The sequence below is a fragment of the Myxococcus sp. SDU36 genome (genome assembly GCF_030168875.1).
Taxonomy (GTDB): domain Bacteria; phylum Myxococcota; class Myxococcia; order Myxococcales; family Myxococcaceae; genus Myxococcus; species Myxococcus vastator.
Window position 1 is genome coordinate 5,205,102 of sequence record NZ_CP077414.1, and the last position, 15,410, is coordinate 5,220,511.

General features: G+C 70.8%; 12 protein-coding genes. 6 read left to right on the top strand and 6 right to left on the bottom strand.

Going from position 1 to position 15,410, the window contains the following annotated elements; all coding sequences use genetic code 11:
* The first annotated feature begins 19 nt into the window (after positions 1-19).
* Together KGD87_RS20705 and KGD87_RS20710 are read left to right on the top strand one after the other, a co-directional pair.
* A complete protein-coding gene (locus tag KGD87_RS20705) occupies positions 20-1,540 on the top strand; it encodes a Ppx/GppA phosphatase family protein (RefSeq protein ID WP_284662044.1) in 1,521 nt (506 codons plus the stop codon).
* A gap of 147 nt (positions 1,541-1,687) precedes the next feature.
* On the top strand, positions 1,688-2,908 hold the full coding sequence (locus KGD87_RS20710) for a zinc-dependent alcohol dehydrogenase (RefSeq protein ID WP_284662045.1): 1,221 nt from the start codon (positions 1,688-1,690) through the stop codon (positions 2,906-2,908).
* 3 nt (positions 2,909-2,911) lie between these two features.
* Here the strand turns inward: KGD87_RS20710 and KGD87_RS20715 are convergent, their stop codons facing one another.
* Together KGD87_RS20715 and KGD87_RS20720 are read right to left on the bottom strand one after the other, a co-directional pair.
* On the bottom strand, positions 2,912-3,937 hold the full coding sequence (locus KGD87_RS20715; RefSeq protein WP_284662046.1) for an S-adenosylmethionine:tRNA ribosyltransferase-isomerase: 1,026 nt from the start codon (positions 3,935-3,937) through the stop codon (positions 2,912-2,914).
* Entirely contained in the window at positions 3,934-4,662 is a 729-nt protein-coding gene (locus tag KGD87_RS20720) for an SDR family NAD(P)-dependent oxidoreductase (RefSeq protein ID WP_284662047.1), read from the bottom strand. The genes KGD87_RS20715 and KGD87_RS20720 overlap by 4 nt, the downstream gene beginning before the upstream one ends.
* A gap of 85 nt (positions 4,663-4,747) precedes the next feature.
* Between KGD87_RS20720 and KGD87_RS20725 the strand changes: the two genes are divergently transcribed.
* Both KGD87_RS20725 and KGD87_RS20730 read left to right on the top strand, forming a co-directional pair.
* Positions 4,748-5,305: a helix-turn-helix domain-containing protein gene (locus tag KGD87_RS20725; protein ID WP_176418956.1), complete on the top strand. Its 558-nt coding sequence runs from the start codon at positions 4,748-4,750 to the stop codon at positions 5,303-5,305.
* A 41-nt stretch (positions 5,306-5,346) separates the two neighbouring features.
* Positions 5,347-5,961: a DUF4230 domain-containing protein gene (locus KGD87_RS20730; protein WP_284662050.1), complete on the top strand. Its 615-nt coding sequence runs from the start codon at positions 5,347-5,349 to the stop codon at positions 5,959-5,961.
* Between the two features lie 7 nt (positions 5,962-5,968).
* On the opposite strand, the gene KGD87_RS20735 is transcribed toward KGD87_RS20730, so the two are convergent.
* The 4 genes from KGD87_RS20735 to KGD87_RS20750 form a co-directional block, all read right to left on the bottom strand.
* On the bottom strand, positions 5,969-7,228 hold the full coding sequence (locus KGD87_RS20735) for a tetratricopeptide repeat protein (RefSeq protein WP_284662051.1): 1,260 nt from the start codon (positions 7,226-7,228) through the stop codon (positions 5,969-5,971).
* A gap of 110 nt (positions 7,229-7,338) precedes the next feature.
* Complete coding sequence (locus KGD87_RS20740) at positions 7,339-7,581, bottom strand: DUF1059 domain-containing protein (RefSeq protein WP_284662052.1); 243 nt, start codon at positions 7,579-7,581, stop codon at positions 7,339-7,341.
* A gap of 126 nt (positions 7,582-7,707) precedes the next feature.
* Positions 7,708-9,903 (bottom strand): trypsin-like serine peptidase, encoded by a 2,196-nt coding sequence (locus tag KGD87_RS20745; protein WP_284662053.1) that lies wholly within the window; start codon positions 9,901-9,903, stop codon positions 7,708-7,710.
* A gap of 281 nt (positions 9,904-10,184) precedes the next feature.
* A complete protein-coding gene (locus tag KGD87_RS20750) occupies positions 10,185-12,335 on the bottom strand; it encodes a response regulator (protein ID WP_284668673.1) in 2,151 nt (716 codons plus the stop codon).
* Positions 12,336-12,348: 13 nt separating this feature from the next.
* On the opposite strand from KGD87_RS20750, the gene KGD87_RS20755 reads away from it, so the two are divergent.
* Both KGD87_RS20755 and KGD87_RS20760 read left to right on the top strand, forming a co-directional pair.
* Entirely contained in the window at positions 12,349-13,119 is a 771-nt protein-coding gene (locus KGD87_RS20755; RefSeq protein ID WP_284662054.1) for a DUF2270 domain-containing protein, read from the top strand.
* Between the two features lie 146 nt (positions 13,120-13,265).
* Positions 13,266-14,270 carry an isocitrate dehydrogenase (NAD(+)) gene (locus KGD87_RS20760; RefSeq protein ID WP_284662055.1) on the top strand — a complete coding sequence of 335 codons (1,005 nt, stop codon included), beginning with the start codon at positions 13,266-13,268 and terminating at the stop codon, positions 14,268-14,270.
* The last annotated feature ends 1,140 nt before the right edge of the window (positions 14,271-15,410 follow it).

Genomic DNA, 15,410 nt, shown 5'->3' on the forward strand with positions numbered 1-15,410 from the left:
ACTCCGGCCAGAACCGCACATGCCTCCTCGCCGCCCCCCTCAGCCCGTCCTCGCCGCCATTGACGTGGGCACCAACGCCGTCCGCCTGGAGCTGGCGCGGCCAGACGCCGACGGCGCGCTCGAAACCCTGCACCAGGAGCGCGACGCCATCCGCCCGGGGGAGGGCGTCTTCGCCACCGGCTCCATGCCGGAGGAGACGGCCGAGCGCCTGCTGGCCACCCTGCGCCGCTACGCCGCCCTCTGCCGCCGCCACAAGGCCCAGGTGCGCGCCGTGGCCACCAGCGCCCTGCGCGAGGCCAAGAACAGCGCCGACATCGTCCGCCGCGTGCGCGAGGAGGCCGGCCTCAACCTGGAGGTCGTCAGCGGCAAGGAAGAGGCCCGCCTCATCTGCCTGGGCGTGCTCCACCGCAAGCCGCCCCACACGCGCTCGCTGCTCATCGACATTGGCGGCGGCAGCACCGAGGTCGCCACCGCCACGGGCGAGAAGCCCGACAACCTCTGGAGCCTCGCGCTGGGCTCGGTGCGCCTCACCGAGGTCTTCGACGCCTCGCGCACCGTGCCGCCCAAGCAACTGCGCCTCATGCGCAGCTTCGTCGCGGACGTGCTGCAGAAGACGCTGCCCCCCACGGTGAACAACGTCCCTCGCGTGGCGCTCGGCTCGTCCGGCACCATCAGCGCCGTGGTGTCCTTCGCCGCCGCGGAGAGCAGCGGCAACGCCACCGTCCGTCAGCTCACGCAGACGGTGAACACCCTGGCGCAGATGCCCCCCGAGCGCCGCCGCAAGCGCTTCGACCCGCGCCGCGCGGACATCATCGTCTCCGGCGCCGTCATCCTGGAGGCCGTGGCCAAACACCTGGGCGTGGAGTCCGTCAGCGTCGTCAACCGCGGCCTGCGCGACGGCATCCTCGTGGACCTGCTCTACCGGCAGGACGAGCACCGCGAGGACCACAGCCTCGCGGACGCCGCCCTGGCCATGGGCCAGCGCTTCTACTTCGACGAGAAGCACGCCCGCCAGGTGGCCCGGCTGTCGCTCGCCCTGTTCGACAACCTGGCCGCCCTGCACCAGCTGCCCTTGTCGGTGCGCCCCTACCTGGAGGTCGCCGCCCTCCTCCACGACGTGGGCCACGCCGTCAGCTACGAGCGGCACCACAAGCACACGTACTACCTCATCCGCCACGCCGACCTGCCGGGCCTCGCCGACCGCGAGCGGGAGCTGGTGGCCCGCGTCGCCCGCTACCACCGGCGCAGCCCGCCGGAGCTGGCCCACTCCGGCATGGCGGGCCTCAACCCCGTCGAAGCGCGGACGGTGCGCAAGCTGGCCACCCTGCTGCGCGTGGCCAACTCGCTGGACGTCAGCCACCACCAGCCCATCAAGGACTTCAAGGCCACCAACGGCCGCGAGGGCGTGGCGCTGCACCTGCACACCCGGCACCCCGTGGACCTGGAGCTGTGGAACGCGGACCGCGAGGTCCTGAACTTCCGCCGCGTCTTCGGCAAGCGGCTCACCTTCCACGTCCACCACCCCTCCAGCAGCCGCTAGCCCCCGCTCCCCCGGCCACCCGGCGGAAGAGGGAGCGGCGCTCGCTTTGCCCTCACCCGGGGTGATGCCCAGGCTCCAAGTCACGCGGGTCTGCGTCCGCGCAGGCCCTTTTCGTCTTGGGGCCCCAAGGGGGCAGGAGCGCACGCAATGAAGGCTGTCGTTTTCCATGGGATTGGGGACATCCGGCTCGACGACGTGGAGGAGCCGCGAATCGAGAAGCCGACGGATGCCATCGTCCGCCTGACGGCGAGCGCCATCTGCGGCACGGACCTCCACATGATTCGCGGCACCATGCCGGGCATGAGGCCGGGCACCATCCTGGGCCACGAAGGCGTGGGCGTCATCGAGGCGCTGGGTGACGACGTCCGCAACCTCAACATCGGCGACCGGGTGGTCATCCCGTCCACCATCGCCTGTGGCAACTGCTCGTACTGCCGCGCCGGGTACCACGCGCAGTGCAACGACGCCAACCCCAACGGCCCCAGCGCGGGCACGGCCTTCTTCGGAGGTCCCCAGGAGACGGGCCCCTTCCAAGGCATGCAGGCGGAGAAGGTGCGGGTGCCCTTCGCCAACGTGGGCCTGGTGCGCATCCCCGAGGGCGTCAGCGACGAGCAGGCCATCCTCATCTCCGACATCTTCCCCACCGGCTACATGGGCGCGGAGCTGGCGGAAATCAAACCCGGTGACACCGTGGCGGTGTTCGGCTGCGGGCCCGTGGGCCTCTTCGCCATCGTCAGCGCGAAGCTGCTGGGCGCCGGCCGCGTCTTCGCCATCGACTGCCACGAGGACCGGCTGGAGCTGGCGCGGGCCCAGGGCGCCGAAATCATCAACTTCGAGGAGGAGGACCCGCTCGAGACGCTCAAGCGCCTCACCAACGGCATCGGCGTGGACCGCGCCATCGACGCGGTGGGCGTGGACGCCGTGCACCCGCACCACGGCCCCGGCGCGAAGAAGGCCCACCAGGAGAAGGCTGAGTTCAAACGCGAGGTGAAGGAGGCCGCCCCCAAGACGAACCCCAAGGGCGACAACTGGGTGCCCGGCGACGCGCCCGCGCAGGCCCTGATGTGGGCCGTGGAGGGCCTGGCCAAGGCCGGCACGCTGTCCATCATCGGCGTCTACCCGGCGCAGGTGCGCACGTTCCCCATTGGCATGGCGATGAACAAGAACCTCACGATGAAGATGGGCAACTGCAACCACCGCAAGTACATCCCCAAGCTGCTGGAGCTGGTGCGCACCGGCGTGGTGGACCCCACGGCCATCCTGTCCCACGTGGAGCCCATGAGCAGCGCCATTGACGCGTACCGCAACTTCGACGTGCGCAAGCCCGGCTGGGTGAAGGTGGAGCTGGAGCCCACGCAGCTCCAGTAGGCCTCACGCGTCCAGCAGCAGGCACGAGTCGCCGAACTCGTGCCCCAGGTAGCCGCGCGCCTCCGCGTGCGCGGCCACCTCCTGGAGCAGCGACAGCGGCGCGAAGGCCTGGAGCAACGCATGGTGGCTGCTGCCCGGCGCATGCACGCCGGTGAGCAGCCCGTGCACCAGCCGAGGGACGAAGCCCGGCCCCAGCAGCAGGTCCGTCACCTCCTCCCCCGCCACCAGCCCGCCGCCGTGCCGCGCCGCGCGGCCCTCCAGGGCTCGCACCACGGTGGTGCCCACCGCCACCACCCGTCCCCCGGAAGCCCGCGTGTGCAGGACGGCCTCCACCGTGGCGGCGGGGATGTCGGAGCGCTCGGGCCGGGGCAGCGCCGCGTCCAGCGCCGCGTCCCCCGTGGAGGACAGCCCCGCCGCGTGGGTGAGTGAGGCCAGCCGCACGCCCTGCCTCCGCAGCGTCAGCAGCACGCTCCAGGTGAGGGGCAGCCCCGCGGAGGGCGCCTCCACGGACCAGGGCCGCGCGCCATAGGCCGTCTGCACATGCCACAGCGACAGCGCCGCCTCCGTGTACGCGTACTGCACCGGACGCCCGCTCCGGTAGAGGCCGGACCAGAGCGCCGCCCCCGTCACGTCGAAGGCCACGCGCAGCAACCGGGGAGATGGTGGAAGCACCGCCACCACCCGCGCCTTCAGGCCTCCCACCACGAGCCCCGCGCCCACGGCCAGCACCGGCGGCGGTGGCCGGTCCTCCGTGCGCCGCCGCCAGTCCCCCGCGCCGAAGAGCACGCCGGTCCAGGTGCCGTCCGGCTCGCGCGACAACAGGCGCAGCTCGATTCGCTCTCCGGACTCCGTGCGCCCCGCCAGGGACGCGGGCAGCGTGGCGGCGTCGTTCACCACCAGCAGGTCCCCGGCGCGCAGCAGCGACGGGAGGTCCACCACGCGGGCGTCGCGGAGGCGGCGGGCGCGCGGCTCCACATGCAGCAGGCGCCCCTCCTCGGGGCGGTCCGCGGGCCAACGCGCGGGCTTCATGCGGCCTCCAGCTTCGCCGCCTCCAGGCGGGCTCCCGAGGGCAGCGACTCCGACCGCAGCGCCACCCACTCCACGAGCCGGGCCGCCACCGCCTCCGGGCGGCTCAACTGCGAGTAGTCCCCATCCGGCACCGCGTCGCGGTACATCCGCGTGTCCATCTCCCCCGGGTCCACCGAGACGAAGCGCACGCCCGTGCCCTCCAGCTCCGCGGCCCAGACGCGGCCCAGGTGCTCCAGCGCGGCCTTGGACACGCCATACGCGCCCCAGCGCGGATACGCGGACACCGCCGCGTCCGAGGTGAGGTGCAGGACCAGCCCCTTGCCCCGCACCGCCATGTTCCCAGCCACCGCCTTGGTGAGGCGGAAGGGGCCCACCACGTTGACCTCCAGCACGCGCTGCAGGTCCTCGCAGGCGGTGTCCAGCAGCAGCGGCAGCGGCGTGGGGCCCAGCGTGCTCGCGTTATGGACCAGCACGTCCAGGGGGCCCACCAGCGCGGTGGCCGCGCCCACCAGCGGGTAGATGGCCTCCTTGTCCCCCACGTCGCAGGCCAGCGCGTGGGCCTCCAGCCCTTCCTTTCGCAGCGCCGCCGCGGCGGCCTCCATCTCCGCGGCGTGGCGCGCCACGCCCACCACCCGCGCGCCTCGGCGAGCGAAGCCGTTCATCAGCGCCAGCCCCAGCCCTCGGCTCGCGCCCGTAATCAGGATGCTCTTGTCGATGCGATTCATTCGTGCGTCCTCCTTGCAACGGGAGATACACGCCGTTCGCCATTCTGTTGGCGCGCGGGCCAAGGGCTTGGCAGATTGCCAATCCATGAACGACGATGACCTGCCTGGCAGGCTGGCCCGCAACATCCGTTCCCTGCGCGAGACGCGAGGTGCCACACAGGCGCAGCTTTCCCGGCTGGCGGGCGTGCCACGCGCCACCTGGGCCCACCTGGAGTCCGGGGCCGCCAACCCGACGCTGTCCGTGCTGCACCGCGTGGCCGCCGCGCTCCAGGTGTCGCTGGAGGAGCTCATCGCCAAGCCCCGCGCCAGCGCCCGGCACTACCCGCGCGCCACCCTGCCCGTCCGGACGCGCGGTGGCGGCATGATGCGCAAGCTGTTGCCGGACCCGTTGCCCGGCATGGAGTTCGACCGCGTGGAGCTGCCGCCGCAGGTGCGCGTCACCGGCGTTCCCCACACCCCCGGCACCCGGGAGTACCTGACGTGTGAGACGGGGGAGCTGGTGCTCGTGGCCAGCGGGGAGCGCTTCCACCTCCAGCCCGGGGACGTGGTCGTCTTCCGGGGGGACCAGAAGCACTCGTACGAGAATCCTGGAGCACGGACGGCCGTGGGTTACTCGGTCGTCCTGCTGGCGCCCTCGATATGAGCGCGCCGGAAGCGCCCGCCCGGGGAGGTACACTGGGGCCCATGGCGCACCTCTCGCGAGTCCTCACCGTCGTCCTGGCCGCGGCGCTCGGCGCGCTGGGAGCCTGGGTGTTGATGAAGCCCGCGTCGCCGTCGCTGCCGGACACGCCTTCCGTCGTGCAGCAGATGCGGGACGTGGCCCGGCTGGAGACGCTGGAGGTCGCGCTCTACAAGAAGGTGTCCTTCACGCCGGAGCCCCAGGCCACGGATGCGCTCTGGAAGGACGTGCTGAACTGGGCGCGCTACGCGCTCCAGAATCCGCATGGCCGCGCCATTGTTTTCGCGAACGCGCACCTGGGCTTCGACTTCCAGCGCTTCGACCGCTCCCATCTCCAAGTCATGGGCACGCGCGTCTACGTGGTGCTGCCGCCCATGGAGGTGAAGGTGGCGCTGCGCCCGGGGGAGACGGAGGTCATCGACTCCAACCTGGACAGCGAGCAGACGGCGCAGTTGCTGGAGAAGGCCCGCGTCGCCTTCGAGCAGGAGGTCCGCGCGGACGGGCGACTCCAGCGGCGGGCGCGGGAGTCGGCGGAGCGCTCGCTGCGGGCGCTGCTGCTCACGCTGGGCTACCGCGAGGTGCTGTTCGTGGACCAGCTCCCCGCGGGCACGGCGGGCTGAGACCGGCTCACACCGCGGACAGGCCCGCTTCCGTCAGGCGGAAGGCGCCCGGGATTCCATCCGGCGAGGGCGCGAGCCGCGCCAGCGCCTCACACGCGGCGGCATCCGGCTCGCGGCAGACCAGCGCCAATTCCCGCCGTCCGAGGACCACGCGAAGGGGGCCCTCTCCCGCGAGCGCCGCCAGCTCCTTGCGCTGCGAAGGAAGGAGCAGCCGCGCGGCGTCGTGGCCGTCCCCCTCCGCCACGGCCCAGAGTCCGGAGAAGGCCTCCGCCAGCCGGACCTCTCCCTGGTCGACGAGCACGGGCCGCACCGGGGCCAGCCGCGAGGCGAGGTTGCGCCAGGCCGCCGCGTCCGCCGACTCCGGCGTGAGTCCCGCGGGGGCCAGAGCGGCTTCGGGCAGGTAGCGCACGAACTCCGCGTCCTCCAGCACGTAGAAGACGTCCAGGCCCGCGGGGCCGGGCCGGTGCAAGGCGCCCCCGGCGCGCGCCGCGAAGTCCGCTGGGCGCAGCACCGGACGCAGCCGCGCATCCAATGGCGCGACCTCCGCGCTCAGGCCCGAGGACAACCCGCCGAGCCGCGCCGCCAGGGCCTCCGCGTAGACGGTGAGCCCCTGCGTGCCCGAGGACGCCTGGTAGGCGGCGTACAGCGAGCCCACGTCCACGCGCCCGACGCCGCCCGTGGCGAGCTTCACGAGCAGGTCCTTCCCCTGCCGCCGGAACGCCACCCGGGCGCGGCCCAGCGCGGCGGTGAGCGCGGCGGTGAACTCCGGGCGCAGCACCTGCTCCTGGGGAGCGGGCGGAGGTGGCAGGTCCACGGACTCCAGCTCCTCCTTCAGCAGCCGCGCCTCGGCGTCGAAGGGGTCGCGGGCCAGCGCATCCGCGACGTAGGCGCGCGCCTTGTCCGCTTCACCGCGCCGCAGCCCCAGCACCGCGAGCACCTTGAGCACCTCGGGGTCTCCCGGAGACTGGGCCAGGATTTCGGTCAGCAGCCGCTCCGCGTCGCCGTGGCGCTCCAGCCCGAGCAGGGCCCGCGCCAGTCCCAGCCGCACGGGCAGGTCGCGAGGGAAGTCCCGCCGCAGGGTCTCCAGCAGGGGCAGCGCCTCACGCTCAGCGCCCGCGTTGATGAGGGCGTGCGCCAGGGCCAACCGCAAGGCGGAGTCGACGCCACGCTGCGCCTCGGCACGGAGCAAGGCCAGCTCCGCGTCGCTCAGAATCTCACCCGCCTCCACCTTGCGGCGGACGCGCTCCAGGTCCAGGGGGGCACTCACTGGCGGGAATCTAGTGCCCTCCCGTGGTCAGCCCAACTGCTGACAGCGCTGACCCGTGGAGGCGTCACCCGCCTCAGTGGCAAACCCCACGCGCTGACAACGCCCGCCCCTCAGTGCCTGCTTGGCTGCTGTGGCTCCTGCATCGACATGGGCCGGCCCATGCTCGCCGCGGGCGCCTCGTCCTCGAGCAGGCCGCGAATCATCTCGCGCAGCTCGGCGGAGTCCTCGTGGCCATGCGCGGAGACCGCGTGCGAGACGGCCGCCTGGAATACCTCGTCCTCCTCGCCCGAAATCGTCAGCGTGCAGTGGGTGTCACTGGGCGCCTTCCTGCAGTCCATCGTCTTGCGGGACATGGTGGTGTCTCCTCCTCCCTCACAGGTGGACACCACCGCCCCGCGCCACAAGGGAGGGACAGGCAGCCACGGCCTCGCCCGCGCCAGGACGGCACGCGAGCGAAGCCGCGTCAGGCGAAGCGACGGCTACTCCTTCGGCTTCGGCTCGCCGTGGGCGTAGATGTCGTAGCCGATGCCGCCCAGGCTCTCACGCTCCTGCGAGTCCTGGTCGAACTGCACGACCTCCAGGTGGTAGGGCTCGGGCGTGGCGGCGTCGTTCCGCTCGAAGCGCATCCGAACTTGGTGCTCCTCGCGGAAGCCCAGCGGCAGGTTGTGGAACACGCCCCCTTCCGGAGACACGACCTCGAACTCGCCCTCGCGCACCATCTTCAGGCCCTCCGCCTTGCCGCCCGCCTCCAGCCAGCGCTGGAACAGCTCCTCCGGCAGACGCACGACGACACGGCCGCCATGCACCGGGAAGGGCCGGTCCCTGTCCGCCTCCGGCACCCGCACCGCGAGCCGCAGCGCCCGGACCCGCTGGTGCACGTTGCGCACGATGAAGTGAATCTCCTCGCTGCCGGACTCCAGGTCCACGATGTTCACGTTGCGCCAGATGATGTTGTTGTTCTGACGGACGTTGGCGCCAATGTCCGTCGTCTCGGTGAACGACATCGGGTCGAACGCGGACTCCCAGCGCGCCACCAGGCAGTAGTGCCCCTCGCCGGGCAGGCCGCTCCACGGCGCCTGGACGACGTGCGTGTCCGGCGTGAAGCCGTTGACGGGCACGTCACCAAACTGCGTCCAGTCCGTGGGCCAGGACAGGCCGGTGGAGGCGTTGGCGTAGTACAGCTTGAGGCGCCCCGAGGCGCCCGGACGGGGTCCGCCGTGCAGCTTCACGTAGGCGTAGTTCGTCGCGCCCAGCTCGGGGTTCTGGTGGGCGTGGTGATTGGCGGGCAGCGCGCCGTCCGGGTTGCGCCGAATCCAGATGTACGGGCTGGCCCACATGTCCTGGCCCGCGGTGGCGGGGTCCGGCTCCAGGCCGGTGTCGGACCAGGTGTCGCGCATCCAGACGTCATACGGGTCCGGGCAGGTGGCGCTGCGCAGCGCGCACTGCGGGAGCAGCGCGCCCAGGTGGGAGATGATGGAGGTGATGGGCACGCCGCGGTTGGGGCAGTTGGCGCAGTGGTGCAGCGCGACGACGCGGTGGTCGGAGTTGGCGATGACGGGCGAGCCCGACGAGCCCCCCTGGGTGTCCGCGTAGTAGCCGATGTCCAGCGGGCCACCCGGCGAGCACGCGGGCCGGTTGAGGGCGAAGATTTCCGCGAAGCCCGAGGCGTCCGACGCGTGCGTGGAGTTGCGGGCGATGTGCTTGCCCCACGCGGCGGGGTGCTGGGGAATGTAGATGCGCTCATCCACCACCGCGGTGGTGTTGCGCAGCTGGAGGTAGCCGTAGGTGGCCGTGGGGTTGGTGGGCAGCCGGACCAGGGCGTAGTCCCGGGGGGCATTCACCGCGATGAGCGTGGAGCTCGTCGCCACCACCGTGCCCGGACAGCCGAACCAGCTGTTGCAGGCGGAGGTACAGGCGCCGCCCTCGGCCATGAACTCGAAGTCGGTGTTGAGCGCGTCCGAGGTGTTGGCGATGCAGTGCTCGTTGGTCATCACGTGACCCTGGTTGCCCACGAGCCAGCCCGTGCAGGCCCCGCTGCCGTTGATGAGCAGCCGGGCCACCGCGCGCGCGTGCTTGTACTGACGCGGATCCGACGTCTGGTAGCAGCGCGCGTTGCGCGAGTCGTCCGGACCGCAGAGCGCCTCGCTGTCCAGGTCCTCGCCCAGCGCCGCCAGGTTGGCGAAGCCGCGCGCGAACCGGTCGATGGTGTAGCCGGACTTCGCCTGGCCGCCCACGCTCCACAGCTCGACGATGGCGACGTCACCGGAGATGTGACCGCTCCAGAAGCCGCCCCGCACCGGCGCGTCGCCCTCGCCCTTGCCGAAGCCGTCGTAGCGGTACTCGCGCGAGCCGTCCGGCGCGCGGACGATGACGTAATCCCCCGGCGCGAGCGCGAACTGGCTGAAGTGCGGCGCGATGTACGTGGCGCCCGGGCTGCTGACGCGGTCCGTCCAGGCCAGCTCGGCCTGGGCGCGAACACCGTCCGGCCGCGCCGTGGGCTGACGCGACTTGAACGTGACGACGACGTCCTCGCCCACCTTCACGCGCCCCTGGGCATCCCGCTGCAGGGGAGGTTGTGACGTGCGGCCTTCGCAGACCGCGCTCTCTTCCGCCATGGCACCGCCGCCGGCCAGCAACATTCCGGCCAGCAACAGGCCTCTCAGCTTGATTCTCACGCAGAACCTCGTGGGGAGTGGCAACCGCCGGGGGGTGGACGCCCGAAGCAGGACCGCGGGCACCGACGGGCGGGCGGACCTGGAGCAAGCGACGAGCCACACTCACGGTTCTAGCCAGACAAGGAGATTGCAATGAGGGAGCACCTGCTCCCCTCGGACGCCAGAGATTCCCACCGGAACGGGCCTCGCGGTGTGACTCGCGCCGCAACACTTTGAGTGAAAACTGTAACGCCGCGGGCTACCGGCTCGCGCGAGGCGCCCCAGCGGCCTGTCCGCCGCGCTCAGGCGGGTGGCGCGGCACCCGGACTGTTCTCCAGAGCGCCGATGTCCGACTGCCCCAGGAAGTCATCCAGCGCGCCCACGTCGATGGGCTTGCGGAACACGGCGTCCACCAGCGCGAGGTTGGAGCGGTTCTGTCCGCGCACGTCCATGCCGGTGACGATGGCCAGCAGCGCTTGAGGGGACTTCTTGCGCAGCTCGCGCGCCAGCTCCCAGCCGCTCATCTCCGGCATCACCGCGTCCAGCAGCGCGGCGTCATAGCGGCGCCGGTCCCACATCCCCAGCGCCACCGCGGGGCTGTGGGCCACCTGCACCTCGTAGCCTTCCTCGCTCAGCACCTCCGCCATCATCCGCGCGTTGTCGAGGTCGTCGTCCACCACCAGCACGCTGCGCGTCTGCTGGAAGCGCCGGGGCGCCGCCGGCCGCAGCACCTCCGTGCGTGACGGCTCTGGACGTGGCGCGGAGGACGCGGCGCCAGCATGCACGCGCGGCAGACGCACCACGAAGGCCGTGCCCGTGCCCGAAGCCGGCACCTCCGCCGTCAGCTCGCCGCCCCAGCGCTCCACCTGTGCCCGCGCCACCGCCAGGAACAGGGACAGCTGCGGCGCGCCCGCGTCTCGGCGCAGCGGGTCGAACAGCCGCGCCAGCTCATCGGGCGCGTAGGGCGTGCCCTCATCCTCGATGCGCAGCGTCAGCCACGCGGCCCCGTCCGTGCGGGTGGAGACGTGCAGCCGGCCTCCGGCCTCCATCCGGTCGCGTGAGACGAGCAGCAGGTTCACCACCAGCTCGCGGAAGAAGCCCGTGTCCGCGTGCACGTTGCCGGCGTCGCCCAGGTCCAGGTCCACGTACACCGGGTGCTCGCGCTGCTCCAGCTCGCCGCGCGCCAGCTCCAGCGCCTCGCGCACCGTCTGGTCCACCGGGACGTCGGTGGGCTGCTCCTGGGTGCGCTGGATGTTGAACTCCTGGAGCCGGGCCACCAGCTCGCCAATCTGCTGCACCGTCTTGTCGAGCGCCTCCAGGTGCTCGGGCTTGAACTCGCGCTGCAGCAGCGTGATTCGCAGCCGCAGCACGTTGAGGAAGTTGTTGAGCGCGTGCGCCGCGCCGCTGGCGAGCTGTCCCAGCGCCTGCTGGCGGGTGCGCTGGAGCAGGCGTCCCTGGAGTTTGCGCAGCTCCCCGTGCGCGCTCTGGAGCGCCTTCGTCTTGTTCACCGCCTCCGTGCGGTCGGTGAAGGTCTGGATGGCGCCGGCCAGCTCGCCCTCCTCTTCCCAGACGGGCGTGGCGCTCAGCTCCAGCGTGGCGGTGTCGCCGCCGGGGCGCTCCACCACCATCATCACCCCGCGCACCGGCCCCTTCTCCTTGAGGGCCCGCAGGAAGGGCATGTCGGCCAGCTTGAAGGGCTCGCCCGTGAGGTGGCGCGCGTTCACCTGCGTCAGCACGGGGTTGATGGTGCTCGCCGCGCGCGCGCCCACCACCGCGCGCATGGGCACGCCCATGAGGCGGCTCACCGGCGGCGTGGCGAAGGAGACGGTGCCGTCCACCTCCGCCAGCATGATGCCCACGTCCACCTGGTTGAGCACCGACTCCATCACCGCCGCTTCGCGGAAGCGCACCTCCTCTGTCTTCAGGATGCGCGCGTAGGACGCCTGGGCCGCGGCGTCCGCCTCCCACACCAGCTCCGCCATGAGCACCGCGACATCCGGCTCGATGAGGCCCCCGTTGCGGCGCGCGTAGACGCGCAGCATCACCTCTTCCAGGGACTTGAACTCGCGCGTCAGGTCCTCGGGGTCGAAGTTCTGGCTGTAGCGGAAGGCGCCATGCGGACGAACCACCTCCGGCCAGAGGCGGACGGCGTCGTCGGGCCGGTCCCTGAGCAGGCGAGCCAGCTCGTCCAGCAGCCGGCGCAGCGGGGCGCGCAGGTCCCGTCCAGGGACCTCCACGTCGTACGTCTCGGCGCGCAGGCGCTTGGCCCACAGGCGGGTCAGGCGCTCGCGTTCCTCCTGGAGGAGGTTGGACAGGGCCTGGATGGGATTCACGTCGGGCACGTTCAAGTCAGCAAGCTGCTCACGCTCGCCCGCCGTGGCCACCCGTGGGCCCGCCCGCCTGACTGTCCTCAACGCCACACCTGCGTTGCAAACGCCCACTACCCAGCCCACCTTCCGGGGAAGGATGCCCGTGCGTGAACGTGACAAGAACGACGTGCTGGAGTCGCCCTGGCTGTCCCAGCAGGCCATGGCCCAGCTGTTCCGGGGGGAGCTGAGCCGCTCCGATACCTGGCGCACGCGCCTGGACACCACCACCAACTGGGCGCTCACGACGACGGCGGCGGTCATCTCCTTCGGCTTCGCGTCGACGCAGAGCTCACACGTCACCTTCCTGGTGGGCATCTGGATGGTGGTGTCGTTCCTCCTCATCGAGGCGCGGCGCTACCGCTACTACGACTTGTGGAACCGCCGGGTGCGCCTGCTGGAGGACGGCTGGTGGGCCCCCATGCTCCGGCGCGAGCCGGTGGACCCGGACGCCCTGCGCGAGCTGGCCCTGGAGCTGGAGCGGCCCCAAATCCAGCTGTCCCTCTTCTCCGCCATCTCCACGCGGCTCAACCGCGCCTACGGCCCCATCCTGATGGTCCTGATGGTGACGTGGTTCGTGAAGGTCTACAGCCACCCGAAGCCGCCCGTGGACCTCGACGAGTTCCTGGCCCGGGCCCGGGTGGCCTGGATTCCCGGCGAGGCGGTGACGGCCCTCCTGATGCTGCTCACCCTGACGGCGACCTACCTGTTCCTGTCGTCCTTCTTCATCCGAGCCCCCCTGGGCGAGCTGCGGACCCGGCCCCGGGGACGCCGTGCGGCCCTGTGGGAGTCCTTCTACCGGCCCTACGCCATCCACACCCGGCGCAAGCCCACCCGGCGCCCGCGACCGTCCTCCACGTCCGAGCACTGACACTTGGAGCGGAGGCCCTCCCGCCCGGAAGCTGGCCGGGTGGCCCTCCCAGGGTGTCCCCTCCTCATAGCCGCCATGCCTCCGGCTGAATCCCGGCCGTTTTCGTTCTTCCGACGCCAGGAAAATTGTGCTGTGAATCCGCACCCATGGCGAACACCCGCACTGTCACGATCATCAACGGCGATGGCATTGGCCCCGAAGTCATGGCGGCCACCGTTCGCGTCCTCGAGGCGCTCAAGGTCCCCCTCGACTTCGAGTACAAGGACGCAGGCACGGAGGTGGTGGCCAAGTACGGCACCAACCTGCCTCACGAGACGGTGGAGGCGGTGCTGCGCAGCGGCATCGCGCTCAAGGGCCCCACGGGCACGGTGGTGGGCGGTGGCCTCCCGTCGGCCAACGTGGGCCTGCGCAAGCGGCTGGACCTCTACTCGTCGCTGCGGCCGGTGAAGAGCGTGCCGAACGTGAAGACGCGCTACGAGGACGTGGACCTCATCGTGGTGCGTGAGAACACGGAGAGCCTCTACGCGGGCCTGGAGCACATCATCGTCCCGGGCGTGGTGGAGTCGCTGAAGATCATCACCGAGAAGGCCTCCACGCGGATTGCCCGCTTCGCCTTCGAGTACGCCCGCAAGCACGGCCGCAAGAAGGTCACCGCCGTGCACAAGGCGAACATCATGAAGTTGTCGGACGGCCTCTTCCTGGACTGCTGCCGCAAGGTGGGCCGTGAGTTCCCGGATGTCACCTACGAGGAAGTCATCATCGACAACCTCTGCATGCAGTTGGTGAAGGACCCGACCCGCTTCGACGTGCTGGTGGCGGAGAACTTCTACGGCGACGTGCTCAGTGACTTGTGCGCGGGCCTGGTGGGTGGCCTGGGCGTGGTGCCCGGCGCCAACATCGGCGAGCGCACCGCCGTCTTCGAGGCCGTGCACGGCACCGCCCCGGACATCGCGGGCAAGGGCATCGCGAACCCCACCGCGCTGATGATGTCCGCGGTGATGATGCTGGACTACCTGGACATGGCCGAGGCGGCGCGCCGCATGGAGAACGCCATCTGGAAGGTGTACAGCTCCGGCGAGGTCCGCACCGGGGACCTCGGTGGCAAGGCCAACACCCGCGAGTTCACCGACGCCATCATCGCCGCGCTGTAGTTCACACGGCACAGGCTGTGGCCACAGGCCCGGGACACCTTCACGGTGGCCCGGGCTTTTTCGTGTCCGAAGCTTCCGATTGAGGGGGCACTGGCGGAGGGTCAGCGGGTGACGGTGGCACCGGAGTAGCCGGCGCTTCGGGAGCGGATGACGAGGGCGACTCAGCCGGCACGGGTGCAGCGGGAGGTGACGCTTCTTGAGGCGGTAAAGCCGCAGGCTCCTCACCCGTTGGACTCGGGGCCTTCGCGACCACCTCGCCCTGGGCCGTCACCGCATAGACCTCCCACCAGTCGAGGACACGCCCGCTCGGACCGCCACAGCGGTCGAAGCGCTGGTCCACGACCACGAAGTACAAGCCTTGTGTCGGCCCTGCGAAGACGGACACATCCATGCCCTGCTCCGGGCTTGAGCATCCCGCGAAGAGGTTGGGAAACGGGTTGGTTCTCACCACCTCACGGATGGCGCCTGCCGCAGCAAGCGCGGCGCCGGCCTCCATGAGCTCGACAACAGTTCGAGTCGAATGCTCGTCAGGCCACGGGACCTCACCCTTCCAAGCCTTGATAGGTGCAGCGCACCCATGCAGCACCACGACCAGCCCTGTCACCGTCAGCGCCTTGCTCATTTCCCGCACCTAATCACGGAGTAACTGCAAACCCCCGCTACGACATTGGGGAACCACGTTCCGGAAGGGTGGGCGAGGCGGAGTTGGAGCGCAGATGCCCAGCGTGACCCAACGAGCCCTGGCCTCACTCCACTGCTGAACCTCTCCCGTGGGGAAGTAGCGAAGAAAGAGCCGCGTCCCATCCTGGCGCTCCGCCACCAATGCGGACGCCATCTCGATGACGGAGTCCTTGAAGACGGCGGGTGCGGGATTGCCAGGTATCAAGCGCACTTCCGCCATGGACACGAAGGGCTTGAACGCGTCCGTAGGCCACACGCTCAAGTCTTGCGACGAAGGTGCCGCAGCACACGGATGGTTATGGACGAAGCCCACGACCCACACCTGCGAAGATGGATAGTCCTCATCCTTCACCGCGAAGAACGGGCGACAGGAAGCATGGCTCCCTCTAACGGGCTCTGCCACACGCCAGGACAGGGAGTCACGACCGCCCGCCACATACACAGTCGAGCAATACTCCG

Excerpts from the sequence above, each read along its gene's own strand:
- KGD87_RS20730 (WP_284662050.1), top strand. The coding sequence starts at position 5,347 with ATGGCGCACCTCTCGCGAGTCCTCACCGTCGTCCTGGCCGCGGCGCTC.
- KGD87_RS20720 (WP_284662047.1), bottom strand. The coding sequence starts at position 4,662 with ATGAATCGCATCGACAAGAGCATCCTGATTACGGGCGCGAGCCGAGGG.
- KGD87_RS20755 (WP_284662054.1), top strand. The coding sequence starts at position 12,349 with ATGCCCGTGCGTGAACGTGACAAGAACGACGTGCTGGAGTCGCCCTGG.
- KGD87_RS20710 (WP_284662045.1), top strand. The coding sequence starts at position 1,688 with ATGAAGGCTGTCGTTTTCCATGGGATTGGGGACATCCGGCTCGACGAC.
- KGD87_RS20740 (WP_284662052.1), bottom strand. The coding sequence starts at position 7,581 with ATGTCCCGCAAGACGATGGACTGCAGGAAGGCGCCCAGTGACACCCAC.
- KGD87_RS20715 (WP_284662046.1), bottom strand. The coding sequence starts at position 3,937 with ATGAAGCCCGCGCGTTGGCCCGCGGACCGCCCCGAGGAGGGGCGCCTG.
- KGD87_RS20725 (WP_176418956.1), top strand. The coding sequence starts at position 4,748 with ATGAACGACGATGACCTGCCTGGCAGGCTGGCCCGCAACATCCGTTCC.
- KGD87_RS20705 (WP_284662044.1), top strand. The coding sequence starts at position 20 with ATGCCTCCTCGCCGCCCCCCTCAGCCCGTCCTCGCCGCCATTGACGTG.
- KGD87_RS20760 (WP_284662055.1), top strand. The coding sequence starts at position 13,266 with ATGGCGAACACCCGCACTGTCACGATCATCAACGGCGATGGCATTGGC.